The sequence below is a fragment of the Xanthomonas sp. SS genome (assembly GCF_014236835.1).
In the GTDB taxonomy this organism is placed as follows: Bacteria; Pseudomonadota; Gammaproteobacteria; order Xanthomonadales; family Xanthomonadaceae; genus Xanthomonas_A.
Genome location: NZ_CP051190.1, coordinates 3,338,593 through 3,360,568, shown reverse-complemented (window position 1 = coordinate 3,360,568; position 21,976 = coordinate 3,338,593). Strand labels below are relative to the sequence as shown.

Sequence of the window (21,976 nt, the reverse complement as noted above, 5' to 3'; positions counted from 1 at the left end):
GTGCTGCGCATGTCCGCTGTCACCGCGGCATCGCGCCGAGCGCTGCGCGCCAGGGCGGTACTGGTGAGGCCGCATGCTGAAGCCGTACAGCCTGGCTGCCGCTCGACGCCCACGCGCCACGCTGCAACGCGGTGTTGCACGCGCATGGGTGCCCTTGCATGCTGCGATGCACAATAATGGGCGGCCCCTCATCAGGTCCCGGGCATGTCCACTCCCGTCACTCCCCAGGCGCCGCTGTCGCGCCGCGGCTACGTGCTGATCCTGTTCGCGTTGGCGATGGGCGGCTTCGCGATCGGCACCAGCGAGTTCTCCACCATGGGCCTGATGCCGTACATCGCGCGCGGGCTGGCGATCGACGAGCCGCAGGTCGGACACCTGATCAGCGCCTATGCGCTGGGCGTGGTGGTCGGCGCGCCGCTGCTGGCGATCGTCGGCGCGCGCTGGCCGCGGCGCACGCTGCTGCTGGCGCTGATGGGCTTCTATGCGGTCGGCAATCTGGCCAGTGCGCTGGCGCCGGATTACCACAGCATGCTGCTGGTGCGCTTCATCGCCGGGCTGCCGCATGGCGCATATTTCGGCGTGGCCACGCTGGTCGCCGCGTCGATCAGCCGCCCCGACCAGCGCGGCGCGGCGGTGAGCCGGGTGTTGCTGGGGCTCAATCTGGCGGTGCTGGTCGGCAATCCGTTGGCGACCTGGCTGGGCCAGGTGGCGCAATGGCGCTACGCGTATGCGCTGGTGGCGGTGATCGCGGTGCTGACCGTGGTGCTGGTCATGCGCCTGCTGCCGGCCGATCCGCAGGAACCGCGGCAGCAGCCGCTACGCGAACTGCGCGCGTTCAACCGGCCGCAGGTGTGGCTGGCGCTGGGCATCGGCTCGGTCGGCTTCGCCGGCATGTTCTGCGTGTTCAGCTATCTGGCGCCGACCCTGACCCAGGTCACCGGCGTGTCCGAACGCTGGATCCCGTTCGCGATGTGCGCGTTCGGCTTCGGCGGCCTGCTCGGCAACCTCGCCGGCGGTTGGTTGTTCGACCGGCTGCAGTTCCGCGCCGTGCCGCTGGTGCTGCTGTGGTCGATGGCGGTGCTGCTGGCCTGGCCGCTGGCCGCGCACTCGCCCTGGGCGGTGCTGCCGGCGGTGGTCGCGGTCGGCACGATGGGTGCGCTGGCGCCGGTGTTGCAGACCCGGCTGATGGACGTGGCCAGCGAGGCGCAGACCCTGGCCGCGGCGTCCAACCATGCCGCCTTCAACCTGGCCAACGCGCTGGGACCGTGGATGGGCGGGATCGCGATCAGCGCCGGGCTGGGCTGGACCTCGACCGGCTACGTCGGCGCGGCGGCGGCGCTGGGCGGTCTGCTGGTGTATCTGTGGGCGCGCCACGACGCGCGCCGTGCGCAGCGCCTGGCGACGGCTGGCTAAGCGCTCAAGAGCGCGGTTCGACTTTCCACGCGCCGCGCGCCATTGCGCGACTAGCTGCTTGCACGCGCGACGCGGGCGCGCGTGGCGTGCCTGACGTGCGCGGCGGGACTCAGCGCTGCGCCTGCGTGTTGTGCGACAGCCGCCGCAACGCGTCCAGCTTGGCCTGATAGCGCGGCTGCGTGGCCTTGTCGGCGTGCGCCAGCGCCTGCTGCATCGCCGTGTTCGCGCGGCGCGTATCGCCGTTGAGCAGATACGCGCGGGCCAGGGCGAAATACAGCAGGTCCGCGCCGTCGTACAGCCGCAGCGCATGCCGGTAGTAGCCGATCGCCGCGGCGTAGTCCTGGCGCCGCTCCGCCTCGTTGCCGAGCAGATACTGCTGGAACGGGTCGGTCTGCTGCACGCGTTGCAGTCGCGCCAGCATCGCCGCCTCGCGCCGCCCATCGCCCAGGCGCCGGTACAGGATGGCGGCGTTGGACAGCGCGGACATATGGTTGGGGTCGACCGCCAGCGCGGTCGCATAGTCCTGCGTGGCCGCTTGCGGATCGCCCTGGCGCAGCTCCAGCACGCCGAGGTTGTTCCAGGCGGCGGCGAAGTCGCGGTCCATCTGCAGCGCCATCGCCAGATGCTGTTGCGCGGCGGGCAGGTCGCCGTCGGCCATCAGTTCGGCGCCGCGGTTGTTGTAGTAGTGGGCCAGCGCGCGGCGGTCGGAGATCGGCTGCGGGCCGCGCCGGTCCATCAGCACGCTGCGATCCAGGTCGATGCTGGCATGGCGCCCGTCGATGCGCACGCCGACGTTGACGTGGCCGGCGTTGTATAGCGCGTCGCCGTCCTGGTACCAGCTCAGCACGCGGCCTACCTCTTCCACCTGCGCGTCCAGCCCCACGTCGCGCGCCATCGCCACGAACAGCAGAGTGAAGGACAGGCAATTGACGCGGCGCGTGGCGTAGGTCTCGGCGATGCTGTTGGTGGCCTTGGCGTCGTACTGCAGGTCCAGGCCGTCGGCATCGAAGGCGAACTTCACCAGTTGCTGCAGGCGTTGCTCGCGCGGGGCGCGCAGATCGACGCGCTGCTGCACCAGCGCATGCAGCGCAGGCGGGACGCGCATGATCTGGTCCGCCGCGGGCGGCGCGGGTGGTGGCGCGATCGCTGTGGCAGCGACCAGGGCGAACGCGGTCCAACCGAACATGGCGCACCTCGTGGCGACCCGGAATGGGAGGGTCTCGGGGCAAATATAGCCCTTTGCCGGCGCGGTGGTGGCGTGCGCGGTCGCGGGCGAGTGCGAAGGCCGCAATGCCGGGTCTGAGCACAGGCCGGAGCAGCGCATTCATCCACAGTGGCTGTGGACGATCGCTGGGCAAGCATGTGGATAACTGCGTTGCGGCCATCTGCGCCAGCCTTCGCCAACCGCTGGCGAAAATATCGCCAAGGCGCTCCGCGCGTCGGCGCTGAATGCCTGTTCATGCCTGCCAGCGCCGCGTGAGGACGCAAGCGTTTCGGCTCACGTGCACTTTATGCCCCGGCGTCCAGCATCCCTCCCACGACGCAACGTGGCAAGACGCTTCCATATCGCGGCCGAGCGACATCCAGGGGAACACGACCCGACGTGCCCGTTGCGCGATGTTCGCCGGCCCATTGCAGAAGGAGTTCCATCCATGAGCATTCAGAGCAAGACCACCCACAGCCTCAACGACCTCATCGCCATCTCCCGCGACGGCAAGGAGTTCTACGAGGAAGCGGCGCAGAAGGTCGGCGATGCCGAGTTGTCCGCGTTGTTCCTGCGCATTGCCGGGGTCAAGTCCGACATCGTCAGCAGCCTGAGCGCGGTGGTCCAGGCGGTCGGCGGCAAGCCCGACGAGCACGGCACGCTGGTCGGCAGCATGCAGCAGATGTACGGCAAGGTGCGTGCGACGCTGGGCGACACCAAGTACGGCTACGTGGCCGAGCTGGAAGAGTCCGAGGATCGCCTGTTGAAGGCGTTCAACGAAACCATCGCCGACAACGACACTCCGGTCGCCGCACGCGATGCCGCCACCAAGCTGCTGCCGGAAGTGCGCGCCTGCCACGACGTGATGCGCAACCGCAAGCTGGCGATGAAGAACGCGGCGTAAGCTGCAGGCTGGGTTCGCGCCCGGCCATCAAAGGCGAGGTGCGTTGCGGTCCGCGTGGGTCGCAACACGCCGATGCAGAAAAACGCAAAGGCCGACCGGATTCTGTCCGGTCGGCCTTTTGCGTTTTCCAAGCGAGCGGTCGCACGCCGGGCGCGATGCGCTTGCTACGATGACGGCCCTTGTCCAGTCGCCGCAGCGCTTGCGGCTTCCGCACCCCGCCGATGGCCCACGATCCTTCTTCCGAAAATGCGCAGTTCTCGCTCGGCTTCGCTGCGCCGGCGCCGCGCGAGAGCCTGTTCTTCGCCGTGCTGCCGGAGCCGGCCACCGCGCAGCGCGCCTTCGCACTGGGCGAGCGCCTGCGTGCCGAGCATGGCCTGCGCGGTCGCGCGTTGCCGGTGGAACGTCTGCACCTGACCCTGCATTACCTTGGCGAATACGCCGGCATTCCGCCGCGTCTGCTGCAGCAGGCGCATGCCGCCGGACAGGCATTGGCGGCGGCGCCGTTCGACCTGTGTTTCGATCGGATCGCCAGCTTCGGCGGCCGCGCCCGCACGCGGCCGCTAGTATTGCTTGGCGACGGCGAGTCGCCCGCGTTGCGCCACCTGCGCGAGGCGCTGCAGCAGCAACTCGGCCGGCAGGGCGTGGCCACGCGCGCCGACCCGGCCTATGTCCCGCATATCACCCTGAGCTACGACGAGCAGACGGTGCCGCCGCAAGCCGTGCCGGAACTGCGCTGCCCGGTCGCCTCGCTGAGCCTGATCCGCAGCGTGCAAGGGCAGGGACGCTATGTGCACGAGGCGACCTGGCCGCTGTCGGAGGATGCGGCCGGGCCTGCGTCCGCCGGCGGCGAGGCGATCCGATGAACGAACCGGCGCCGCCGCTGACCCTGCCCGCCGCGCAGTGGGAGCAGCTGCAGGCGGCCTATGCCACGCCGCCGCGCGCCTATCACCACTTCGGCCACGTGCAGGCGGTGCTGGGCCACTATGCCGAGGTCGCCACGGCGCTGGGCTGGCGGCAGCCGCGCGAGGTGTATCTGGCCGTGCTCTACCACGACGCGGTGTATCAGGCCGGGCGTGGCGACAACGAGGCGCAGTCGGCGCGCATGGCGCAGGTGGCGATCGCGCAGTGGCTGCCCGCCGCCGGGCTGGACGCGGCGCGCGTCGCCGCGCTGATCGAGCTGACCGCACGCCATGGGCAATTGTCCGCCGCGGCGGTGGATGCCGAGGCGGCGCTGTTCCTGGATTGCGATATGGCCATCCTCGGCGCCGATCCCGCCGGGTTCGCCGCCTACGATCGCGCCATCGCCGAGGAATACAGCGGCGTGGTGCCGGGCTGGCTGTACCGGCGCAAGCGCCGCGCGTTCCTGAAGACGGTGCTGGCGCAGCCGCGCATCTTCCTCAGCGACTGGTTCCATGCGCGCTACGACGCGGCGGCGCGCGCCAACCTGCGCCAGGCGATCGGCTGAGCCGGCCGCGGCGGCGTTCTACAATGGGCACCTGTTCGCGCCGCTGGCGTGCCACCCGCCGCGCACCGTGATGTCCGATCCCGATCCCGCCACTGCCGATCCGTGCCCGCAAGCGCCGCAGCCGCCGCTGCCCAGCGATTGCTGCAACAGCGGTTGTCCGCTGTGCGTGCACGACCTGTACAACGACGAAGTGGCGCGCTATCGGCAGGCGCTGGCGGCGTGGCGGCTGCGCCATCCCGAGGCCGACCCGGGCGCGTGAGCGCCCGCTGCGCGTCGCTGCAGCCGCACCGGCGCGGCCGCCTGATGGCTGCAGCGGCGCCGCGCTGGCACGCTTGCGGCGTACCCCGCATGAACCGGCGCCTGCGCCGCGCTTCGCGCCACCGCCGTTCGGGATTATCTTTACACGCTGTTTCAGGATTGGCCTTTTCAGGATTGCCGGATGATGCGAATGCGTGGCGGATGGATGTGGGGATGTGCGTTGGCCGGCCTGACCGCCGCGGCCGCCGCCTCGGCGGCGCCTGCGACGACGGCCGCAGCGCCAGCGTCAGCGGCGCCAGCGGCCGCGGTCCCGGAGAAACTCAGCCACGGCCGCTTCGAACAGGTCCCGGTGCTGCTGCCGCACGGCGAGGCGCAGCGCGTGGTGCTGTGGTTCGCCGGCGGCAAGCGCGGCGCGGCGGCGCGCATGCGCCAGATCGAGGCGCTGCGCGACGACGGCGCGATGGTGGTGGTGATCGACGGCGCGCACCTGCAGGCGGTGCTGGCCAAGATCCCCGGCACCTGCGGCTTCTCCGCCGGCGACGTGGAGAATTTCTCGCGCTACGTGCAGGCTTACTACCACGTGCCGACCTACCGCCTGCCGCTGCTGGTCGGCGACGGCGACGGTGCCGCGCTGGCCTATGCGGTCGCGGCGCAGGCGCCCAAGCACCTGCTGGCCGGCCTGGTCACCGAGGATTTCTGCCCGGTGCAGGTGCTGGACGACCAGATCTGTGGCGCCGGCATCACCGCGCCGGCACGCGCGCTGCAGCCGGCGACGCTGCCGCTGCCTTGGCTGGCGGCGATCGATGCGCCGGGCAAGGGCCGCTGCACCCAGCAGAGCGACGCGTTCGTGCAGAAGGTGCCGCAGGCGCAGCAGTTCCGCCGCAGCGCCAGCGGCGATGCGTTGCCCGGGTTACGCGCGGCAGTGCGCTCGCTGGGCGCGCAGCGCGGCGTCAGCCTGCCGCCGACGCCGGTCGACCTGGCCGGGCTGCCAGTGGTCGAGGTGCCTGCGCCCACTGGCGACGCGGCCGCGGGCAAGGGCCATGAGCAGGTGTTCGCGATCTTCGTCTCCGGCGACGGCGGCTGGGCCGGACTCGACCAGCAGGTGGCCGGCGCGCTGGCCCAGGCCGGCATCCCGGTGGTCGGCGTGGACTCGCTGCGCTATTTCTGGAGCGAGCGTACCCCGCAGGGCTTCGCCACCGACCTGGACCGGATCTACCGCCACTACAGCCACCTGTGGCAGCGCGGACGGGTGGTGCTGATCGGCTTCTCGCAGGGCGCCGACGTGTTGCCGGCCGCCTACAACCAACTGCCGCCGGCGATGCGCGAGCAGGTGCAGGCCACCGCGCTGCTGTCGCTGGGCAAGACCGCCGACTACGAATTCCACGTCTCCAACTGGATCAGCTCCGGCGACGACGGCCTGCCGATCGCCCCGGACGTGGCGAAGATGCCGGGCGCGCAGACAATGTGCATCTACGGCGAAGACGACGACGACACGCTGTGCCCGGACCTGCCGCACGGCGGCGCGCAACTGGTGAAGCTGCCCGGCGACCATCACTTCAAGGGCGACTACGCGGAACTGGCCAAGCAGATTCTGCAGCGCATTGATTGAAGGCCGGGATTGGGGATTCGGGATTGGGGATTCGCAAAAGCGGCATTTGTGGGGGCTTCAGCCCCGACGCACCGCCGCTAAAGCGTCGGGGCTGACGCCCCTCCCACAAACCGACATTGCGTCCGCAACCGATTAGCCACCAATCCCGAATCCCCAATCCCCAATCCCGGCCGTCAATCAGGCTTACGCGGATCCAGCGAAATCAGCCGGGTCACGTCCAGCAGCGCCGCCGGCAGGTGCATACCGCCGGGGGCGGCCAGGTAGCGGGTGCGCCAGGCCGGGGCGAACTTGGACTTGAAGCGGCGCAGGCCGGTGAAGCCGTAGAACCGCTCGCCGTGGCGCACGATCAGGTTGCCGAAGCGGTTCCAGCGTCCGGCCAGGCGGTGCTGGGCCAGGCCCGACAGCGGCGCCATGCCCAGCGAGAAGCGCTTGTAGCCCTGTTCGCGGCCCCACAGGAACAGCTCGATGAACAGGAAATCCATGGTGCCCTTCGGCGCATCGGCGATGTGCCGCATCAGGTCCACCGACAGTTCGTGTCCGGCCGGCGCCTGCCACAGGTTGGCGAAGGCCACGACCTTGCCCTCGGCCTCGACCACCGCGATCGGGAAGCGGCGCAGATAGGCCGGGTCGAAGCTGCCCAGCGAGAAGCCTTTCTCTTCGCCGGCCTTTTCCTCCAGCCACTGCTGCGAAACGTCGGCCAGCACCGGCATCAGCGCGTCGATGTCCTCCAGCGGCACGATGCGGAAGCTCAGTCCGCTGCGCTTGCCGCGGTTCCAGGCCTGGCGCAGGTCGGCGCGGTCGCGGCCTTCCAGGTGGAAGTCTTCCAGCGACACCATCGCTTCCTCGCCCAGCTTGACCAGGGTCAGGCCCAGATCGAGGTAGGTCTGCCAGTGCTGCTCGCCGACCTGGTAGAACACCGGGCGCAGGCCCATGCGGTCGGCTTCCTCGCGGAAGCGCCAGATCAGCGCCCGCGCGACCTCCGGCGGTCCCACCGGGTCGCCCATCGCCACCAGCGAGCCGCCGTAGCGCTGCATCATCACGAAACCCTGGCCGCCTTCGTCGGGCAGCAGCGCCTTGTCGCCGGTCAGCACCAGGCAGGCCTGGGTGTCGGTGGCCACGGCCAGCACCGGCGCCAGCGCGTCCAGTTGCGCCGCGTCGGCCGCCGGCAGCGGCGAGCGCGTGCTGTGCAGCAAGCGCGCCAACCCGAACACCACCACCGCCACGCTGACCAGCAGCACCGCGCGCAGCGCCCGCGGTGCATTGGCCGAGGTGGCGAACTGCCACCACAATTCGTTCTGGTATTCGACGTGGCTGTAGACGAAGAACAGCAGCCACACCGTGGCGATCAGTACCAGCCCCAGGTTGCGCAGCCACGGCCACGACCAGGCCTCGTCGAGCAGCGCGCCCTGGCGGTAGAACTCGCGGCGCGCGCCCCACAGCCCGGCCGCCACCACCAGCGAGGACAGCGCCACCGAGGCGTGGCCGCCGCGCAGCCAGGCCGGCAGCGGCAGCAGCACGCAGATGCCGATCGCCAGCACCCACGCCGCATGGCTGCGCCGCTGCAGGCCCTGGCCGATCAGCAGCAGCACCACGCCGCCGAGGCTGGCCAGCAGGTGCGAGGTCTCCACGATCGACAGCGGCGCCATGCCCAGGCGCCGCTTCGGCGTCGGCAGGGTGCCGTCGATGACCAGCGCCGCGCCGACCGCGAACACCGCCATGGCGATGATCTGCGGCAGCCACGGGCGCAGCGTGCCCCAGGCCACGCGCACCCCGCCCGCGCTCGCCGCCAGCGGCCGGCGCAGGCCCGAGGTCGCGGCCATCAGCACCGACAGCAGCAGCGGCACCACGTAGTAGGTGATGCGGTAGATCAGCGCCGCGGCCAGCACCGCGGCCGGGGCCACGCCGGGCAGCAGCTTGAGCAGGCTCCACTCGAACACGCCCAGCCCGGCCGGCACGGTGGACATCAACCCGGCCACCACCGCGACCAGGTACAGGCCGACGAAGCCGACGAACTCGATGCCCGACTCGTTCGGCAGTAACACGTAGAACGCGGCGCTGGCCAGGCCCAGTTCGACCACGCTCAGCGCGGTCACGCCGAGCGCGGTGCGCCGGTCCGGCAGCCACAGTTCGTGGGTGCGCCAACGCAGGGTGCGGCCTTCGCGCCCGGCAAGCAGCAGCATCAGGCCGAAGCCGACCAGCAGCGCGATGCCGAACGCGCGTACCGCCGAAGCGCCGAGCGGCAGCGCCAGCGCCGCCGAGGCCGGTTCCAGGGTCAGCGCCAAGGCCAGCAGCAACCAGGCGCCGAACACGAAGCCGAGCGTGCTCATCAGCACCACCTGACCGATCTCGGCCAGGCTCAGCCCGACCCGGCCGTAGCCGCGCAGGCGCACCGCGCCGCCGGTGAGCGCGGCGAAGCCCAGGGTCTGCCCGACCGCATGCGCCAGGAACGCGGTGACGCCGATCCGCATCGGATGCAGCTTGCGCCCGCTGCGGTGCAGGCCGACCGCGTCGAAGCCGATCAGGCAGGCGTAGCTGCTCAGCCCCAGCAGCAGGGTCAGCGCGATCTGGCCGACGCCGAGCTGGTTGAAGGCATGGCGGATCGCGGCGTAGCCGTGGGTGCTGAACTCGGTGGCCAGCGCGCGCAGCGCCAGCGCCAGGATCACCAGACTGAACACCACCGGCAGCGCACGGCGCCAGCCAGCGGTGGAGGGGGACGGGGAAACGGGAGGCGCGGCGTCGGTCATTGCAGGGGAGCGTAAGCGAAGGAGAGAGGGAACTGTGCGCAGGCGCCGGCGGCGTTGCGCAGGCTGGTAGCGTTGGCGGTGCGGGCGATCGCGATGGCGCGCCTGCAGGCGAAAAGGGGCTGGTGCATCGCGATATCGGCTGGCCTGGGGCTGTACCGGCGACACCGGCGACGCGCATCATAGTGGAATCGCACGTCGGCACCGCGTCGGCGTGCGCGGAGGGTGCGGGCGCGCGCTGCGTCGCGCATCGCGTTCCCCGCTACGACCCGGAGCCGATTCCATGCCCACGCCCCTGGCCCCCGCCGCCGCGCCGCCGCATTGGCCGCGCGCCGCCGGCGCCCTCGCCACGCTGCTGTGCCTGCTGTTCCTGGGCGTGGCGCTGGCGCTGCAGCTGCTGCGCGCCGACCTGCACTGGCAGCAGGCGACGCTGAGCCTGTACCTGCACGGCCCCGGCGGGCTGCTGCTGCGGATTGTCTACGTACTGCTGGCGGCGGGCATCGTCGCGCTGGCCGCCGGCCTGTATGCGCAGGCCCCGCCGTCGGCACGCAGCGCCGCACCGCTGCTGCTGTTCGCGGTCGCCGCACTAGGCCTGTGCGGGGTGGCGATCGGCGACAGCTACCTGCCGCAGCGCGTACCGTTGCTGGCGCCGTTGTTGCACGGGCTGTTCGCGCAGACCGCGTTCCTGTGCGCGACCAGCGCGATGCTGCTGCAGAGCGCCTGGCTGCGCCGGCAAGCACCGTGGCAGGGCCGTGCCGGCATGCTGTTGGCCCTGGCGGTGGCGGCGTTCGTGGCGCTGTGGGTGCACGTGCTGTGGCGCGCGCCGCCGCGCGGGCTGACCCAGAAGCTGGCGATCGTGCTGATCCTGGCCTGGCTGCTGCTGGTCGCCTACCGGCTGTGGCGGCCTGCAGGCCTGGCGCAATCGCGCGACAATGCCCGGGTTTCCCCTCTTCAGGACACCGCCTCATGATCCAGCGATTCGATACCGGCCCGCGTATGTCGGAAATGACCGTGCACAACGGCGTGGCCTACCTGGCCGGGCAGATCGCCGACGACACCAGTGCCGACATCGCCGGCCAGACCCGCCAGGTCCTGGCGGCGATCGACGAACTGCTGGGCCGCGCCGCCAGCGACAAGAGCAAGGTGCTGCGCGCGGAGATCTACATGACCGACCTGGCCGAGTTCGCCGAGATGAACAAGGTCTGGGAAAGCTGGGTCTGCCCGGGCAACACCCCGGCGCGCGCCACCGTGCAGGCCAAGCTGGCCAACCCGGAGTGGAAGATCGAGATCGTGATCACCGCTGCCGTGTGAGTTGAAGGCCGGGATTGGGGATTCGGGATTCGGGATTCGATCCTCTCCCCGGCTGCTTGACCATACGGTCGGTCCAAGGGCCGATCCGCATCACGTCGCGCCTCAGAGCATGCAGCCTCGCCTTTGCGAATCCCCAATCCCGAATCCCGAATCCCGGCGCTTCAGCGCCTCACGAACCGATAATGCGCCACGCCCCACTGCTGGCCCTGTTCGTAGCCGAACAGCTCCGCGCAGGCCATCCAGAACATGCGCCAGCGCTGCCACCAGATCTTCGCGTCGCGGCCGTAGGTGGCCTGCAGCACCGGCATCAGTTCGGCACGATGCCGGTCCTGGTTGCGTAGCCAGGCGTTGGCGGTCTTCTCGTAGTGTTCGCCGGACAGCAGCCAGCGCCGTTCCAGCGCCAGGTCGTCCTGGAACTGCAGCAGGGTGTCGGCGGCCGGCATCAGCCCGCCGGTGAAGAAGTGCCTGCCCATCCAGTTGTCCTCGCCCTGCACCTCGAACGGGTAGGCCAGGTCGCGGTGGCAGAAGATGTGCACGAATAGCCGGCCGCCCGGCACCAGCCACTGGCCGATCCGCGCCAGCAGCTCGCGGTAGTTGCGCATGTGCTCGAACATCTCGATCGACACCACGCGGTCGAAGCTCGCATGCGGCAGGCTCAGGGTGTTGGCGTCATGGGTGATCACCTCCACGTTGCGCAGCCCGCGCGCGCGGCATTGCGCCTCGATGTGCTCGCGCTGCGGCCGCGAGTTGGACACCGCGGTGATGCGCGCGCCGGGATAGTGTTCGGCCATCCACAGGGTCAGCGAACCCCAGCCGCAACCCAGTTCCAGGATGCGCTGGCGGTCGCGCAGCTGCGCGCGTTCGGCGTACAGGTGCAGCATGCGTTCCTCGGCCGCGTCGAGATCCTGGGTGCCGGCGTCCCAGTAGCAGCTGCTGTACTTCAGGCGCTTGCCCAGGCACAGCTCGAAGAAGCGCGGCGGCAGTTCGTAGTGCTGGCGGTTGGCGGCATCGGTTTCGATGGCGATGGCGCTGCCGCGCAAGGCCTCGACGAAGGCGCGCTGGCGTTCCCAGGCCGCGTCGGCACCGCCGCTGCGCTCGTCGCGCAGGCGCTGCGTGCACAGCTTGCGCATCGCGGCGCGCAGCAACGCATCCGGCAGCAGGCCGGATTCGGCCACGCGGGTGGCCAACGATTCGGCCGGCAGCGCGGGCGCAGGCGAAGGGGCGAGGGTGCTGGACATCGGCGGATCTCCTGGAAGCGGGGTCATTGCCGCGGCGGCAACGGAAAGAAGGCGCTGGTGCTGCGCTGGTAGTCGGCGTAGTCCTGGCCGCGCGAGCGCAGCGCCTGTTGTTCGGTGTAGGGAATGCCGGTGACCCGGTACAGGAACGCGAACATCAGCAGCGGCCCCAGCGCGGCGATGCCGACCCACAGCGCGCCGCTGCCCACCGCCAGGAACACGTAGGCGAACCAATGCACGAATTCGAAGAAATAATTCGGATGCCGCGAGTAGCGCCACAGGCCGCGGCGGCAGGTCTTGCCCTTGTTGCCCGGATCGGCGCGGAACGCGGCCAGCTGGCGGTCGGCCAGGCTTTCCCCGCCTACCGCCAGCAGCCAGGTCGCCAGCGCCAGCGTGGTCCACACGCTCCACTGCGGCAGCGGATTGTGCGCGGCGATCGACAGCGGTACCGCGAACAGCACCACCACCAGCGCCTGGCCGAGGAAGAACAGCAGGAAGCGGCGCTGGTCGCCGTGCCAGTGCTCGCGCAGCGCGCGATAGCGGCCGTCCTCGTGCGCATCGCCGAACACGCGCACGCCCAGGTGCCAGGCCAGGCGCGCGCCCCATAGCCCGCCCATCGCCGCGGTCAGCACGCGCGGCAGCGCGGCGCCGTCGGCACGCCATGCGCAGTACGCCGCGGCCAGCGCCATGCACGCCGCCCACAGCACATCGACCACGCCGGCGTTGCGGCTGCGCCGCTGCCAGGCCCAGCCGGCGAGCATCGCCAGCGCGGTGAACGCACCCACATGCAGCAGCGGCCAGGCGTTCATGGCGCGACGCCTGCGATGCGGGGCGCGGATTGCGCCGTCGCGGACAGGCGCCGCGTCGCAACGCTCAGTACTGCCAGCGCCGCAGCCCAGGCCAGCGCCAGCGCAAGCACCGCGTGCAGCAGCGGCGCGCCCAGCGTCACCGCCTGCCAGCCGCGCGCGGCCAGCACATAGCCGAGCGGACCGAACACCGCGCCGAACAGCGCCGCGCGCCACGGGCGTTGCATGACCCAGGCCAGCGAATGGTTGAAGGTCAGCGCGAAGCCGGCCCACAGCGCCAGGATCCACAGCGGCGCCCACGGCGCCGGCGGCAGCGCCGCGGCGTAACGCACCCAGCCGCCCGCAGCCAGCGCGGTATCGACGCCGGCACCGAGCAGCAGCGCCAGCGCCATCAGCGCCGCATCGCCGCGCGCGCGGCGGCGCGGCTGCAACTGGTACAGCGCGAACAGCGCCAGCGCGGCCGGGCCGGCCCAGGCCAGTCCATGCCCGGCACCCATTACGGCCGCCAGCCACAGCAGCTGCAACGCGACGTAGTTGGCGAGGTTGCTCATGCGTCGTGCGCCAGCGCCGGCGCGAACTGCGCCGGGCGCGCGCCCGGCTTGCTCAGCCACAGGTGCACGTCGCCGATCGAGCGTTCCAGGAAGCCGCCCTCGCAATAGGCCAGGTAGAACTCCCACATGCGGATGAAGCGTTCGTCGTAGCCCAGCGCGCGGACCTGCGGCAATTTGGCCATGAAGCGCTGGCGCCAGGCGCGCAGGGTCAGCGCGTAGCTGGGGCCGATGTCTTCCAGGTTGAACAGGCGCAGGTCGCTGGCGCGCGCGATCGCGCCGGTCATCGCCGCTACCGAGGGAATGAAGCTGCCGGGGAAGATGTGGCGCTTGATGAAATCCACCGATTTCAGCGCCTGCGCGTAGCGGTGGTCCTCGATGGTGATGGCTTGGATCAGCGCCTGGCCGTCGTCCTTGAGCAGGCTGCCGACCTTGCTGAAATAGGTGTCCAGGTACTGGTGGCCGATCGCCTCGATCATCTCGATCGAGACCAGCCGGTCGTAGTGGCCGTCGAGGTCGCGGTAGTCGCGCAACAGCACCTCGACGCGCTCGGACAGGCCGGCCGCATCCACGCGCTGGCGCGCCAGCTCGTATTGCTCGCGCGAGATGGTCACGGTAGTGACGCGGCAGCCATGATGCTTGGCCGCGTGCAGCGCGAAACCGCCCCAGCCGCTGCCGATCTCCACCACATGATGGTGTGGCTGCAGGTCCAGCTTGGCGCAGATGCGCTGCAGCTTGCGCTCGGCGGCGCGCTCCAGCGCGGCGTCGCCGAGCGCGGCGTCTTCGTCGCGGAAGATCGCCGAGGAATACATCAGGTTGCGGTCCAGGAACAGTTCGAACAACGGGTTGCCCAGGTCGTAGTGCGCGGCGATGTTGCGGCGGCTGCCGGCACGTGTGTTGCGTGCCAGCGTGTGCAGCCCGCGCATCGCCATGCCGCCGAGACGGGCCAGGCCGGTCTCCATGGCGTCCAGGCGCTCGCGGTTGCGCACCAGCAGGCGCACCAGCGCGACCAGGTCGTCGCATTCCCACAAGCCATCCATGTACGCCTCGCCGACGCCGACGCTGCCGTTCAACGCGGCCTGGCGGTAGAAGCGCGGATCGCGGATGCGCAGGTGCGCGTGCAGTGCGCTATCGGCCTGCGTGGCGCTGCCCAGGATGGCGCTCCCCAACGTGGTGATCGCACCGGCTTCCTCGATCTGCAACTGGCCGTCGCGCAAGCCGTCGAGCGTGGCGAACAGGCGTTGCCGCAGCAGGCGGTCGAGGCCGCGCAGCGGCGGCGCGGCCGGGGTCAACGCGGCAGCGGCGGAGGAGGGCGCGTGCGGAGCGTTCATCGGCGTTCTCGCGGAAGGGAGTGATCGGGGTGGTCGTGCACCGGATTGCCGCGCAGCCACAGGCGCAACGCCTGCCAGTGGATCTTGGCCACGACCTGCAGGGTCATCGCCGGATAGCGCAGCAGCGCGCGCGCCAGGCTGGCGCCGGAGAGTTCGCGCCGCTGCAGCACCAGCGTGGCGTCGAAGCGCCTGGCCGCCGGCTGCGGATCCAGCACGTCCATGTGCACGCGCAACTGCGCGCCCGGCTCGCTGCAGCGCCATGCGTACTCGTGCGCCATCGCCATGAACGGCGAGACGTGGAAGCGCTTGTCGAAACGCCAGGCATGCACGCTGCCGTGGCTGCGCGCGGCGGCCACCGGCAGCACGTAGGCATGGCGCTGCTTCCACGGCGTGTTGGTGATCTCGGCGACGATGCTGTGCAGGCGCTGCTGCGCGTCGTGGCAGTAGTAGAAGGTGACCGGATTGAAGCAGTGGCCGAAGTAGCGCAAGTGGGTCAGCATGCGCACCGCGCCGAGCGGACGTTCGCCGCAGTGCTGCTGCACGCGGTCGCGCACGGCTTCGTCCAGCGGCTGCGCCGGATCGCCGAGGTAGTCGCTGCGGCGGAATTCGACCAGGTTGCGGCGGCCGACCGACCACAGCCAGCGCCGCGCGAACACCTGTTCGAGTTCGGCCAAGTCCAGGTACATCAGGAAGATCGGATAGCGGAACGCCAGCGGCTTGGGCGCATGGCGACGGTGCCGGACCCAGCCGTTGTAGAGCGCGCTGTGCAGCCCGCGCTTGGTCGTGCCCGCCGCCGCCGGCGTTGTCGAGACGGCGCCAGCCGGCGGGGCGGACACGGTAGCGCTGCGCAGCAGATTCATGGCCAGGGTACCCCTAGCCCGGCGGCGACGTCGACCGCGCTGCGCAGGCCGTCCTCGTGGAAGCCGAAGCCCCAACCGGCGCCGGCGAACCAGGTGCCGCGCTGGCCCTGGATCTCGCCCTTGCGCGCCTGCGCGGCGACCGAAGCGTGGGTTTGCAGCGGGTGCCGGTAGCGCATGCGCCGCAGCACCTTGGCCGGATCGATGTCGTCGCTGCGGTTGAGGCTGACGATGAACGGCTGCGGCGAGGCGATCGACTGCAGCGCGTTCATCCAGTAGCTGACCGTGCATGGCGCGTCCGGATCGGCCGGCACGTGCGCGTTCCAGGCGGCCCAGGCGCGGCGGTTGCGCGGCAGCACGCGCGCATCGGTGTGCAGCACGGTGTCGTTGTCCTGGTAGGCGATCGCGCCGAGGATCTCGCGCTCTGCGGCGCTGGCGTCGTTGAGCAGGCGCAGGGCGTCGTCGGCGTGGCAGGCCAGCACCACGTGGTCGTAGTGCTGCGCATCGGCATCGCTGTCGGCCTCGGTCAGCACCGATACGCCCTGCGACAGCCGCTGCACCGAACGCACCGGCGTGCCGATGCGCTCGTGCACCCGCCAGCGGCTGCGCAGCGCGCGCACGTAGCTGTTGGAGCCGCCTTGCACCACTTGCCACTGCGGCCGGCCGCTGATCTGCAGCATGTGATGGTTGGCCATGAAGCCGATCAGCTGGCGCATCGGGAACTGCAGGATCCGCTGCGACGGCGAAGACCACAGCGCCGACGCCATCGGCACCAGGTGCGCGTCGCGGAACACGTCCGAATAGCCATGTCGCTGCAGGAATTCGCCCAGCGTCAGCTGCGCCTGCGCCGCATCGGCCAGTACCTGCGGCGCCTGCCGGTAGAAACGGCGCAGATCGCCCAGCATGCGCCAGAAGCGCGGGCTGGCCAGGTTGCCGGGCTGGCAGAACAGGCCGCCGAGACTGCCTGCGTTGTATTCCAGGCCGCTGCGCGCTTCGTGTACCGAAAAGCTCATCGTGGTCGGTTGCGCTGCCACGCCGAGCTGCGCGAACAGTTTGCTCAGCAGCGGATAGTGCTGCGGGTTGAACACGATGAAGCCGCTGTCCACCGCGTACTCCACGCCGCCCAGTTCGATCGCATGGGTATGGGTGTGCCCGCCGAAGTAATTGGCGGCCTCGTACAGGGTGACCTCGTGCCGTTGCGACAGCAGCCAGGCCGAGCCCAGCCCGGCGATGCCCGAGCCCACTACCGCGATGCGGCTCATCGTGCGCGCGCCTGCGCCCGTACCAGCCCTGCCGGTACCGGCCGCAACTGGCGGATCAGGCCGGTCCACGACAGCGCCTTCAGGCCATACCAGGTCAGGTCGATTTCCCACCAGCGGAAGCCTTGCCGCGCCGCGCCGGGGAAGAAGTGGTGATTGTTGTGCCAGCCCTCGCCGAAGGTCAGCAGTGCCAGCCAGGCGTTGTTGCGGCTGTCGTCGCGGGTGTCGAAGCGGCGGCTGCCGAAGCGGTGCGCCAGCGAGTTGATGGTGAAGGTGGCATGGAACAGGGCCACGGTGGAAACCAAGAAACCCCACACCAGCAGCTGCGGCCCGTCGGTGCCGAGCTGCGGATGGTGGCGTTGCAGCCAGCCGCCGAGCAGGAACAGCGCCAGCGCCAGCAGCACCGGCAGCAGCAGATCGAAGCGGTCGAGGAAGCGCAGTTCCGGGAAGCGGCGCAGATCCGGGATCGCCTCCCAGTCGGTACGGAAGCCGCGCGGGGTCAGGAACCAGCCGCTATGGCTCCACCAGAAACCATGCTGGCGCGGCGAATGCGGATCGGCCGGGGTATCGGTATGGCGGTGGTGGTTGCGGTGGTGCGCGGCCCACCACAGCGGCCCGCGCTGCACGCAGGTGGCGCCGAGCGCGGCGAACAGGAACTGCACCACGCGCGAAGTCTTGAACGCGCGGTGCGCGAAGTAGCGGTGGTAGAAGCCGGTGAGCGCGAACATGCGCACCGCGTACATCGCCACCGCCATGCCCACCGCGAACCACGATGCGCCGACCCAGAACACGCCCAGGCAGGCCAGGTGCAGGCCGACATAGGGCGCGGCACGCAGCCAGTCGATGCGATCGGCGCGGGCCTCGTCCAGTTCGATCTCCGCGCCGGTGTCGAACCAGCGCCGCAACGTGCGCACCACGCCACCGCGGCGCGCGGGCGCCTCGGCGGGTGTGGCGGTGGGTTCACGGGAATGGTCCGGAACGGGGCTTGGCACAAGCGCATCTCGTGGGGATTCGGATAGCGATACGGACAAAGCCGGAAGACGGATGCACTCACGTCGCGGCGTCTGTGCGCAATGCGGCTGACGTGGATGGTCGGCCACGGCAGCGCATGCGGTCGCCGCTCGAAGCGGCGTCCACGCAGGTCGGAATCGTCGGAGGATCAGGCTGCCCGGCGCATGCGCGACGGCTGCGGCGATGCTGCCTGCGCGCGAGTGGTGGCCGGGTGAATGTGCGGGTTCGCGATGCTTTTGGTGATCACGTGCAGCGCGAGAGCCGAGGGCGTCATTGATGCATATCGCTCAAGCCCCTCTCCCACCGGGAGAGGGGTTGGGGTGAGGGTACGCCGGCACGGACAGGCTTGGCGTGCCTGGATTTGTGAGGCTTCGCCCGTACCTTCATCCGCCCCTTCGGGGCACCTTCTCCCGGGGGGAGAAGGGAGGCGCTTAGTCTGCGCTGCGTTGTCTACGAGCTGCATTAGCCCCTCTCCCATCGGGAGAGGGGTTGGGGTGAGGGTGCGTCGGCACGGACAGGCTGGCGCACCTGGATTTGCGAGGCTTCGCCCGTACCCTCATCCGCCCCTTCGGGGCACCTTCTCCCGATGGGAGAAGGGATGCGCGCAGTCTGCGCTGCGTTGTCTACGAGCTGCAGTAGCCCCTCTCCCATCGGGAGAGGGGTTGGGGTGAGGGTGCGTCGGCACGGACAGGCTGGCGCACCTGGATTTGCGAGGCTTCGCCCGTATCCTCATCCGCCCCTTCGGGGCACCTTCTCCTGGAGGGAGAAGGGAGGCGCTTAGTCTGCGCTGCGTTGTCTACGAGATGCATTAGCCCCCTCCCACCGGGAGAGGGGGTGGGGTGAGGGTACATCGGCACGGACAGGCTGGCGCACCTGGATTTGCGTGGCTTCGCCCGTACCCTCATCCGCCCCTTCGGGGCACCTTCTCCCGATGGGAGAAGGGAGCATGGCGCGTAGTCTCGATGCCGTGTTGTTTTTTCTACGGCGTCAAGCGTGGCGCACTGAAAGCGCAGGCCGCGTTAGCCCCTCTCCCATCGGGAGAGGGGTTGGGGTGAGGGTGCGTCGGCACGAATAGGCTGGCGCATCTGGATCTGTGAGGCTTCGCACGTACCCTCATCCGCCCCTTCGGGGCACCTTCCCCCGGAGGAGGAAGGGATGCAGGGCGCGGCTGTTGCCTACGGCGCCAGGCGCAGCGTGCTGATGCCGCCCTTGGCCACGATCGGGCCGGTGGCGACGCCGCCGGGCGCGCCGCCGGGGGGTTCCATCGTCACCGCCAGCAAGGCGCCGTCGCTGAGCAACGGCATCAGCGCGTCGGGAATGCGCGCCGCGCGCGCCTGCGCGTCGTCGAACACGCCCATCGAGCGCGCCTTGCCGTCGGCCGGGATCAGCCACAGCTCCGGCACGCGCGCGGGGTCGCGGCTGCCGGCCAGCGGGGTCAGGGTGATGCGCTTCTTGTCGGCGTCCATCAGCACCACGTAGCCGGGCTTGCCGTCGTCCTGCATCAGCGTCGAGGTCATCGCGATGCCGGTGTCGGCTGGCGCCGTGACGACCGGCGGGGTGGGCGTTTGCGGCGGGAGCGGCTGCCGCGCGACCATCAGCGTGAGCATGCACGCCGCTGCGGTGGCGAAACCGCCGGCGCTCAGCCAACGCCAGGTGCGCACGCTTTCCCAGAAGCCAGGCGATGCCGTCGGCGCGCGCGGCACCGGCGCATCCAGGCCGAGCGATGCGCGGATGCGCACCCACACGCGTTCCGGCACCGCGACCGGCGCGATCTCGTCGGCCAGCGGCATCAGGTGCTGCTGCCATTGCGTTACCGCCGCGGCGAACTCGGCTTCGGCGTCGATGCGTTGTTCGGCGGCGCGGCGTTCGCTTGCATCGAGCACGCCAAGCACGTATTCGCCGGCCAGCACGTCGCGCGGCGGCGGGGTTTCCTGCGGATCGGGCACGGATGCGTTCATCGTTCCAGGCACGCCTTCAGCTTGGCCAGACCGCGCCGGATCCAACTCTTGACCGTGCCCAATGGCGTTCCGCTGCGGTGAGCCAGTTCCTCGTAGGTGATGCCCTCGAAGAACGCGGTGCGGATCAGGTCGCCGCGCGGCGGCTCCAGTTCGCCCATGCACACGTCCAGGCGCCGTCCGGCGACGCGCCACTCGGTTTCGGCCAGCGGGTCGCGGCCGTCGTCGTGCAGTTCGCCGGCGTCGTCGAGCGCCACGGAGTGACGCGCCGGCGCGCGCGCGCGCAGGTAGTCGATGGCCTTGTTGCGCGCGATCATGGTCAGCCAGGTGAGGCCGCGCGCGCGCTGCGGATCGAACTGCGCGGCCTTGCGCCAGACCGAGCTGAACACTTCCTGCAGCACGTCTTCGGCTTCGCCGCGCTGCGGCACGATGCGCAGGCACACGCCGAACAGGCGCGGCGAGGTGCTGCGGTACAGGCGTTCGAACGCGGCGCTGTCGCCGGCCGCAGTGGCGACCAGCAATTGGCCTGCTTCGTCGTGATCGGGCGTCTCGGTCATGCCGGGGAGCGGTGGCGAAGGTGGCAGCGATGCTACAGGCTTTCGGCGCGCGCGTCGCTCAGCGACGCTGCCCGCGCCACAGCGCGAGCGCGGCGAGCAGCAGCGCGATTTCGAACACGGCCAGGCCGGTGGTGGTCGGTCCGACCGGCCACAACCGCAGCAGGCTGGCGCTGCGGTAGAGCACGATCGGGACGTAGAAGGCGAGCGCCAGCAGCAGCCCGGTACGGATCTGCCCGCTACGGGCGAAATAGCCGAACAGGAACGCCATGCCCAATTGCAGGCCGCCGTAGATGACCAGGTATTCGGACTGCCCGGAGCGGTCCAGGCCGATGTAGCCGACCGCTGCGGCGGTCTGCGCCGGCAGGAGCGTGCACCACAGCGCCAGGATCGCGTACAGCGCAGCGTTGAACCACAGATAGGCCTTGGCCATGGATGTTCCTTGTCGGGAGAGGGACGACGCGGTTGCATGGGTGTAGCGTCCGCGAGGGACGCAGGCGTGAAGACGGCGCCGACGCGCTTCAGCGCGCGCCGCATTGCGCGACCAGCGGTTGCTGCAGCGCCTGGTTCCATGCGGCGTCGTCGGCCTGGCCGCGCAGCCGCTCGGGAAAATCGATACGCACCTGCGCGTAGCGGCCGCGCGCGTCGCGGACGTTGCCGATGCCGCGGAACTCGAGCAGGCGGCGATCGTCGTGCGCGTAGGCGACCGTGATATTCGGCAGCACGCCGCCGTACCAGGCGTCCACCGACAGCGTGTAGCGCTGCACGCCGGCGTCGGCCGCCGCGGGCTTGATCTGGAATTCCAGCGTGCGCAAGGCGCTGGGCAACACGAAGGCGACGCGTTGCGGCGTGCCCTGGCGCAATGCGTCCCAATGCAAGCGCAGAAAGGCATCGAACCCGGCATCGATCACCTGCGGCGCCGTCGACGCCGGCAAGGGCGCGCTGCGCTCCGACTCGCCGTCGCGCTGGCTGAACATCACCCGGCCACTGCCGGCACGGCGCACGCCTTCGCGGTAGCCGCTGCGCGCGTCGACCAGTTCGAAATCCGGGGCGATGCCGCCGTCGGCGATGCGCTTGCGCGCGAACGGCGTGCCGTCGGCGCAGCGGTACAGCACCAGCCGCGCGCCATCGTCGCGCACCCAGTGGCTCTCGCGGTACAGCAGTTGCTGGCCGTTCGGCGCATAGGCCAGGCCGTCGTAGTGCAGCATCGCCCGCGCCGGGGCGGCGACGCCCAGCGCGGCCAGGCACACAGCGGCGGCCAGCGGCAGGCGCGCGCAGGCGAGGGGGAACGTGGCGATCGGCATGGGCATGCGTGGCGCTTCCGTGAGACGGTGACAGCTGTCAATACGCAGTCGGCGCCGATCCGGATGCGCTGACGGCCGCGCCGATGCCGGATGCCAGGGCGCGGCATCCATTCCGGGCAGGCCGCGTCAGGACACGCGGCGCGAGCCGGTGGCTGTTCTGACAAGCCCAGCGCAGGGGCATTCCCGCGTTCGCATGGTGCTGCGGCATCTC

General features: G+C 70.4%; 21 protein-coding genes. 8 read left to right on the top strand and 13 right to left on the bottom strand.

Going from position 1 to position 21,976, the window contains the following annotated elements:
• Positions 1–204: 204 nt before the first annotated feature.
• A complete protein-coding gene (locus HEP74_RS13925; protein WP_185813384.1) occupies positions 205–1,413 on the top strand; it encodes an MFS transporter in 1,209 nt (402 codons plus the stop codon).
• Between the two features lie 109 nt (positions 1,414–1,522).
• Here the strand turns inward: HEP74_RS13925 and HEP74_RS13920 are convergent, their stop codons facing one another.
• Entirely contained in the window at positions 1,523–2,599 is a 1,077-nt protein-coding gene (locus tag HEP74_RS13920; protein ID WP_255427751.1) for a tetratricopeptide repeat protein, read from the bottom strand.
• Positions 2,600–3,065: 466 nt separating this feature from the next.
• On the opposite strand from HEP74_RS13920, the gene HEP74_RS13915 reads away from it, so the two are divergent.
• The 5 genes from HEP74_RS13915 (at position 3,066) to HEP74_RS13895 (ending at position 6,853) form a co-directional block, all read left to right on the top strand.
• The gene (locus HEP74_RS13915; RefSeq protein WP_185813383.1) at positions 3,066–3,521 is read left to right on the top strand and encodes a PA2169 family four-helix-bundle protein; all 456 of its coding nucleotides are present in this window, start codon (positions 3,066–3,068) and stop codon (positions 3,519–3,521) included.
• 179 nt (positions 3,522–3,700) lie between these two features.
• Complete coding sequence (locus HEP74_RS13910) at positions 3,701–4,384, top strand: 2'-5' RNA ligase family protein (RefSeq protein ID WP_255427750.1); 684 nt, start codon at positions 3,701–3,703, stop codon at positions 4,382–4,384.
• Positions 4,381–4,986 carry an HD domain-containing protein gene (locus tag HEP74_RS13905; protein ID WP_185813382.1) on the top strand — a complete coding sequence of 202 codons (606 nt, stop codon included), beginning with the start codon at positions 4,381–4,383 and terminating at the stop codon, positions 4,984–4,986. The genes HEP74_RS13910 and HEP74_RS13905 overlap by 4 nt, the downstream gene beginning before the upstream one ends.
• A gap of 70 nt (positions 4,987–5,056) precedes the next feature.
• Complete coding sequence (locus tag HEP74_RS13900; RefSeq protein WP_185813381.1) at positions 5,057–5,245, top strand: oxidoreductase-like domain-containing protein; 189 nt, start codon at positions 5,057–5,059, stop codon at positions 5,243–5,245.
• Positions 5,246–5,449: 204 nt separating this feature from the next.
• A complete protein-coding gene (locus HEP74_RS13895; RefSeq protein WP_185816637.1) occupies positions 5,450–6,853 on the top strand; it encodes an AcvB/VirJ family lysyl-phosphatidylglycerol hydrolase in 1,404 nt (467 codons plus the stop codon).
• Positions 6,854–7,026: 173 nt separating this feature from the next.
• On the opposite strand, the gene mprF is transcribed toward HEP74_RS13895, so the two are convergent.
• Positions 7,027–9,597 (bottom strand): bifunctional lysylphosphatidylglycerol flippase/synthetase MprF, encoded by a 2,571-nt coding sequence (gene mprF / locus HEP74_RS13890; RefSeq protein ID WP_185813380.1) that lies wholly within the window; start codon positions 9,595–9,597, stop codon positions 7,027–7,029.
• Between the two features lie 280 nt (positions 9,598–9,877).
• Between mprF and HEP74_RS13885 the strand changes: the two genes are divergently transcribed.
• Positions 9,878–10,564 carry a DUF998 domain-containing protein gene (locus HEP74_RS13885; RefSeq protein WP_185813379.1) on the top strand — a complete coding sequence of 229 codons (687 nt, stop codon included), beginning with the start codon at positions 9,878–9,880 and terminating at the stop codon, positions 10,562–10,564.
• On the top strand, positions 10,561–10,905 hold the full coding sequence (locus HEP74_RS13880; protein WP_185813378.1) for a RidA family protein: 345 nt from the start codon (positions 10,561–10,563) through the stop codon (positions 10,903–10,905). Before HEP74_RS13885 ends, HEP74_RS13880 begins: the two co-directional genes overlap by 4 nt.
• A gap of 161 nt (positions 10,906–11,066) precedes the next feature.
• On the opposite strand, the gene HEP74_RS13875 is transcribed toward HEP74_RS13880, so the two are convergent.
• The 11 genes from HEP74_RS13875 to HEP74_RS13825 form a co-directional block, all read right to left on the bottom strand.
• Positions 11,067–12,143 (bottom strand): SAM-dependent methyltransferase, encoded by a 1,077-nt coding sequence (locus tag HEP74_RS13875; RefSeq protein ID WP_185813377.1) that lies wholly within the window; start codon positions 12,141–12,143, stop codon positions 11,067–11,069.
• 23 nt (positions 12,144–12,166) lie between these two features.
• The gene (locus HEP74_RS13870) at positions 12,167–12,949 is read right to left on the bottom strand and encodes a DUF1295 domain-containing protein (RefSeq protein WP_185813376.1); all 783 of its coding nucleotides are present in this window, start codon (positions 12,947–12,949) and stop codon (positions 12,167–12,169) included.
• Entirely contained in the window at positions 12,946–13,497 is a 552-nt protein-coding gene (locus HEP74_RS13865) for a DUF2878 domain-containing protein (protein WP_185813375.1), read from the bottom strand. The genes HEP74_RS13870 and HEP74_RS13865 overlap by 4 nt, the downstream gene beginning before the upstream one ends.
• A complete protein-coding gene (locus tag HEP74_RS13860; RefSeq protein WP_255427748.1) occupies positions 13,494–14,825 on the bottom strand; it encodes an SAM-dependent methyltransferase in 1,332 nt (443 codons plus the stop codon). The genes HEP74_RS13865 and HEP74_RS13860 overlap by 4 nt, the downstream gene beginning before the upstream one ends.
• Complete coding sequence (locus HEP74_RS13855; RefSeq protein WP_185813374.1) at positions 14,822–15,685, bottom strand: DUF1365 domain-containing protein; 864 nt, start codon at positions 15,683–15,685, stop codon at positions 14,822–14,824. The genes HEP74_RS13860 and HEP74_RS13855 overlap by 4 nt, the downstream gene beginning before the upstream one ends.
• A complete protein-coding gene (locus tag HEP74_RS13850) occupies positions 15,682–16,944 on the bottom strand; it encodes an NAD(P)/FAD-dependent oxidoreductase (protein ID WP_179563757.1) in 1,263 nt (420 codons plus the stop codon). The genes HEP74_RS13855 and HEP74_RS13850 overlap by 4 nt, the downstream gene beginning before the upstream one ends.
• Positions 16,941–17,933 carry an acyl-CoA desaturase gene (locus HEP74_RS13845; RefSeq protein ID WP_524540740.1) on the bottom strand — a complete coding sequence of 331 codons (993 nt, stop codon included), beginning with the start codon at positions 17,931–17,933 and terminating at the stop codon, positions 16,941–16,943. The genes HEP74_RS13850 and HEP74_RS13845 overlap by 4 nt, the downstream gene beginning before the upstream one ends.
• A gap of 1,194 nt (positions 17,934–19,127) precedes the next feature.
• Positions 19,128–19,910 (bottom strand): anti-sigma factor, encoded by a 783-nt coding sequence (locus HEP74_RS13840; protein WP_185813373.1) that lies wholly within the window; start codon positions 19,908–19,910, stop codon positions 19,128–19,130.
• Positions 19,907–20,464 carry a sigma-70 family RNA polymerase sigma factor gene (locus HEP74_RS13835; protein ID WP_185813372.1) on the bottom strand — a complete coding sequence of 186 codons (558 nt, stop codon included), beginning with the start codon at positions 20,462–20,464 and terminating at the stop codon, positions 19,907–19,909. Before HEP74_RS13835 ends, HEP74_RS13840 begins: the two co-directional genes overlap by 4 nt.
• 58 nt (positions 20,465–20,522) lie before the next feature.
• Positions 20,523–20,894: a DUF4345 domain-containing protein gene (locus HEP74_RS13830; RefSeq protein WP_185813371.1), complete on the bottom strand. Its 372-nt coding sequence runs from the start codon at positions 20,892–20,894 to the stop codon at positions 20,523–20,525.
• A gap of 88 nt (positions 20,895–20,982) precedes the next feature.
• Complete coding sequence (locus HEP74_RS13825) at positions 20,983–21,771, bottom strand: hypothetical protein (protein WP_185813370.1); 789 nt, start codon at positions 21,769–21,771, stop codon at positions 20,983–20,985.
• Positions 21,772–21,976 lie beyond the last annotated feature (205 nt).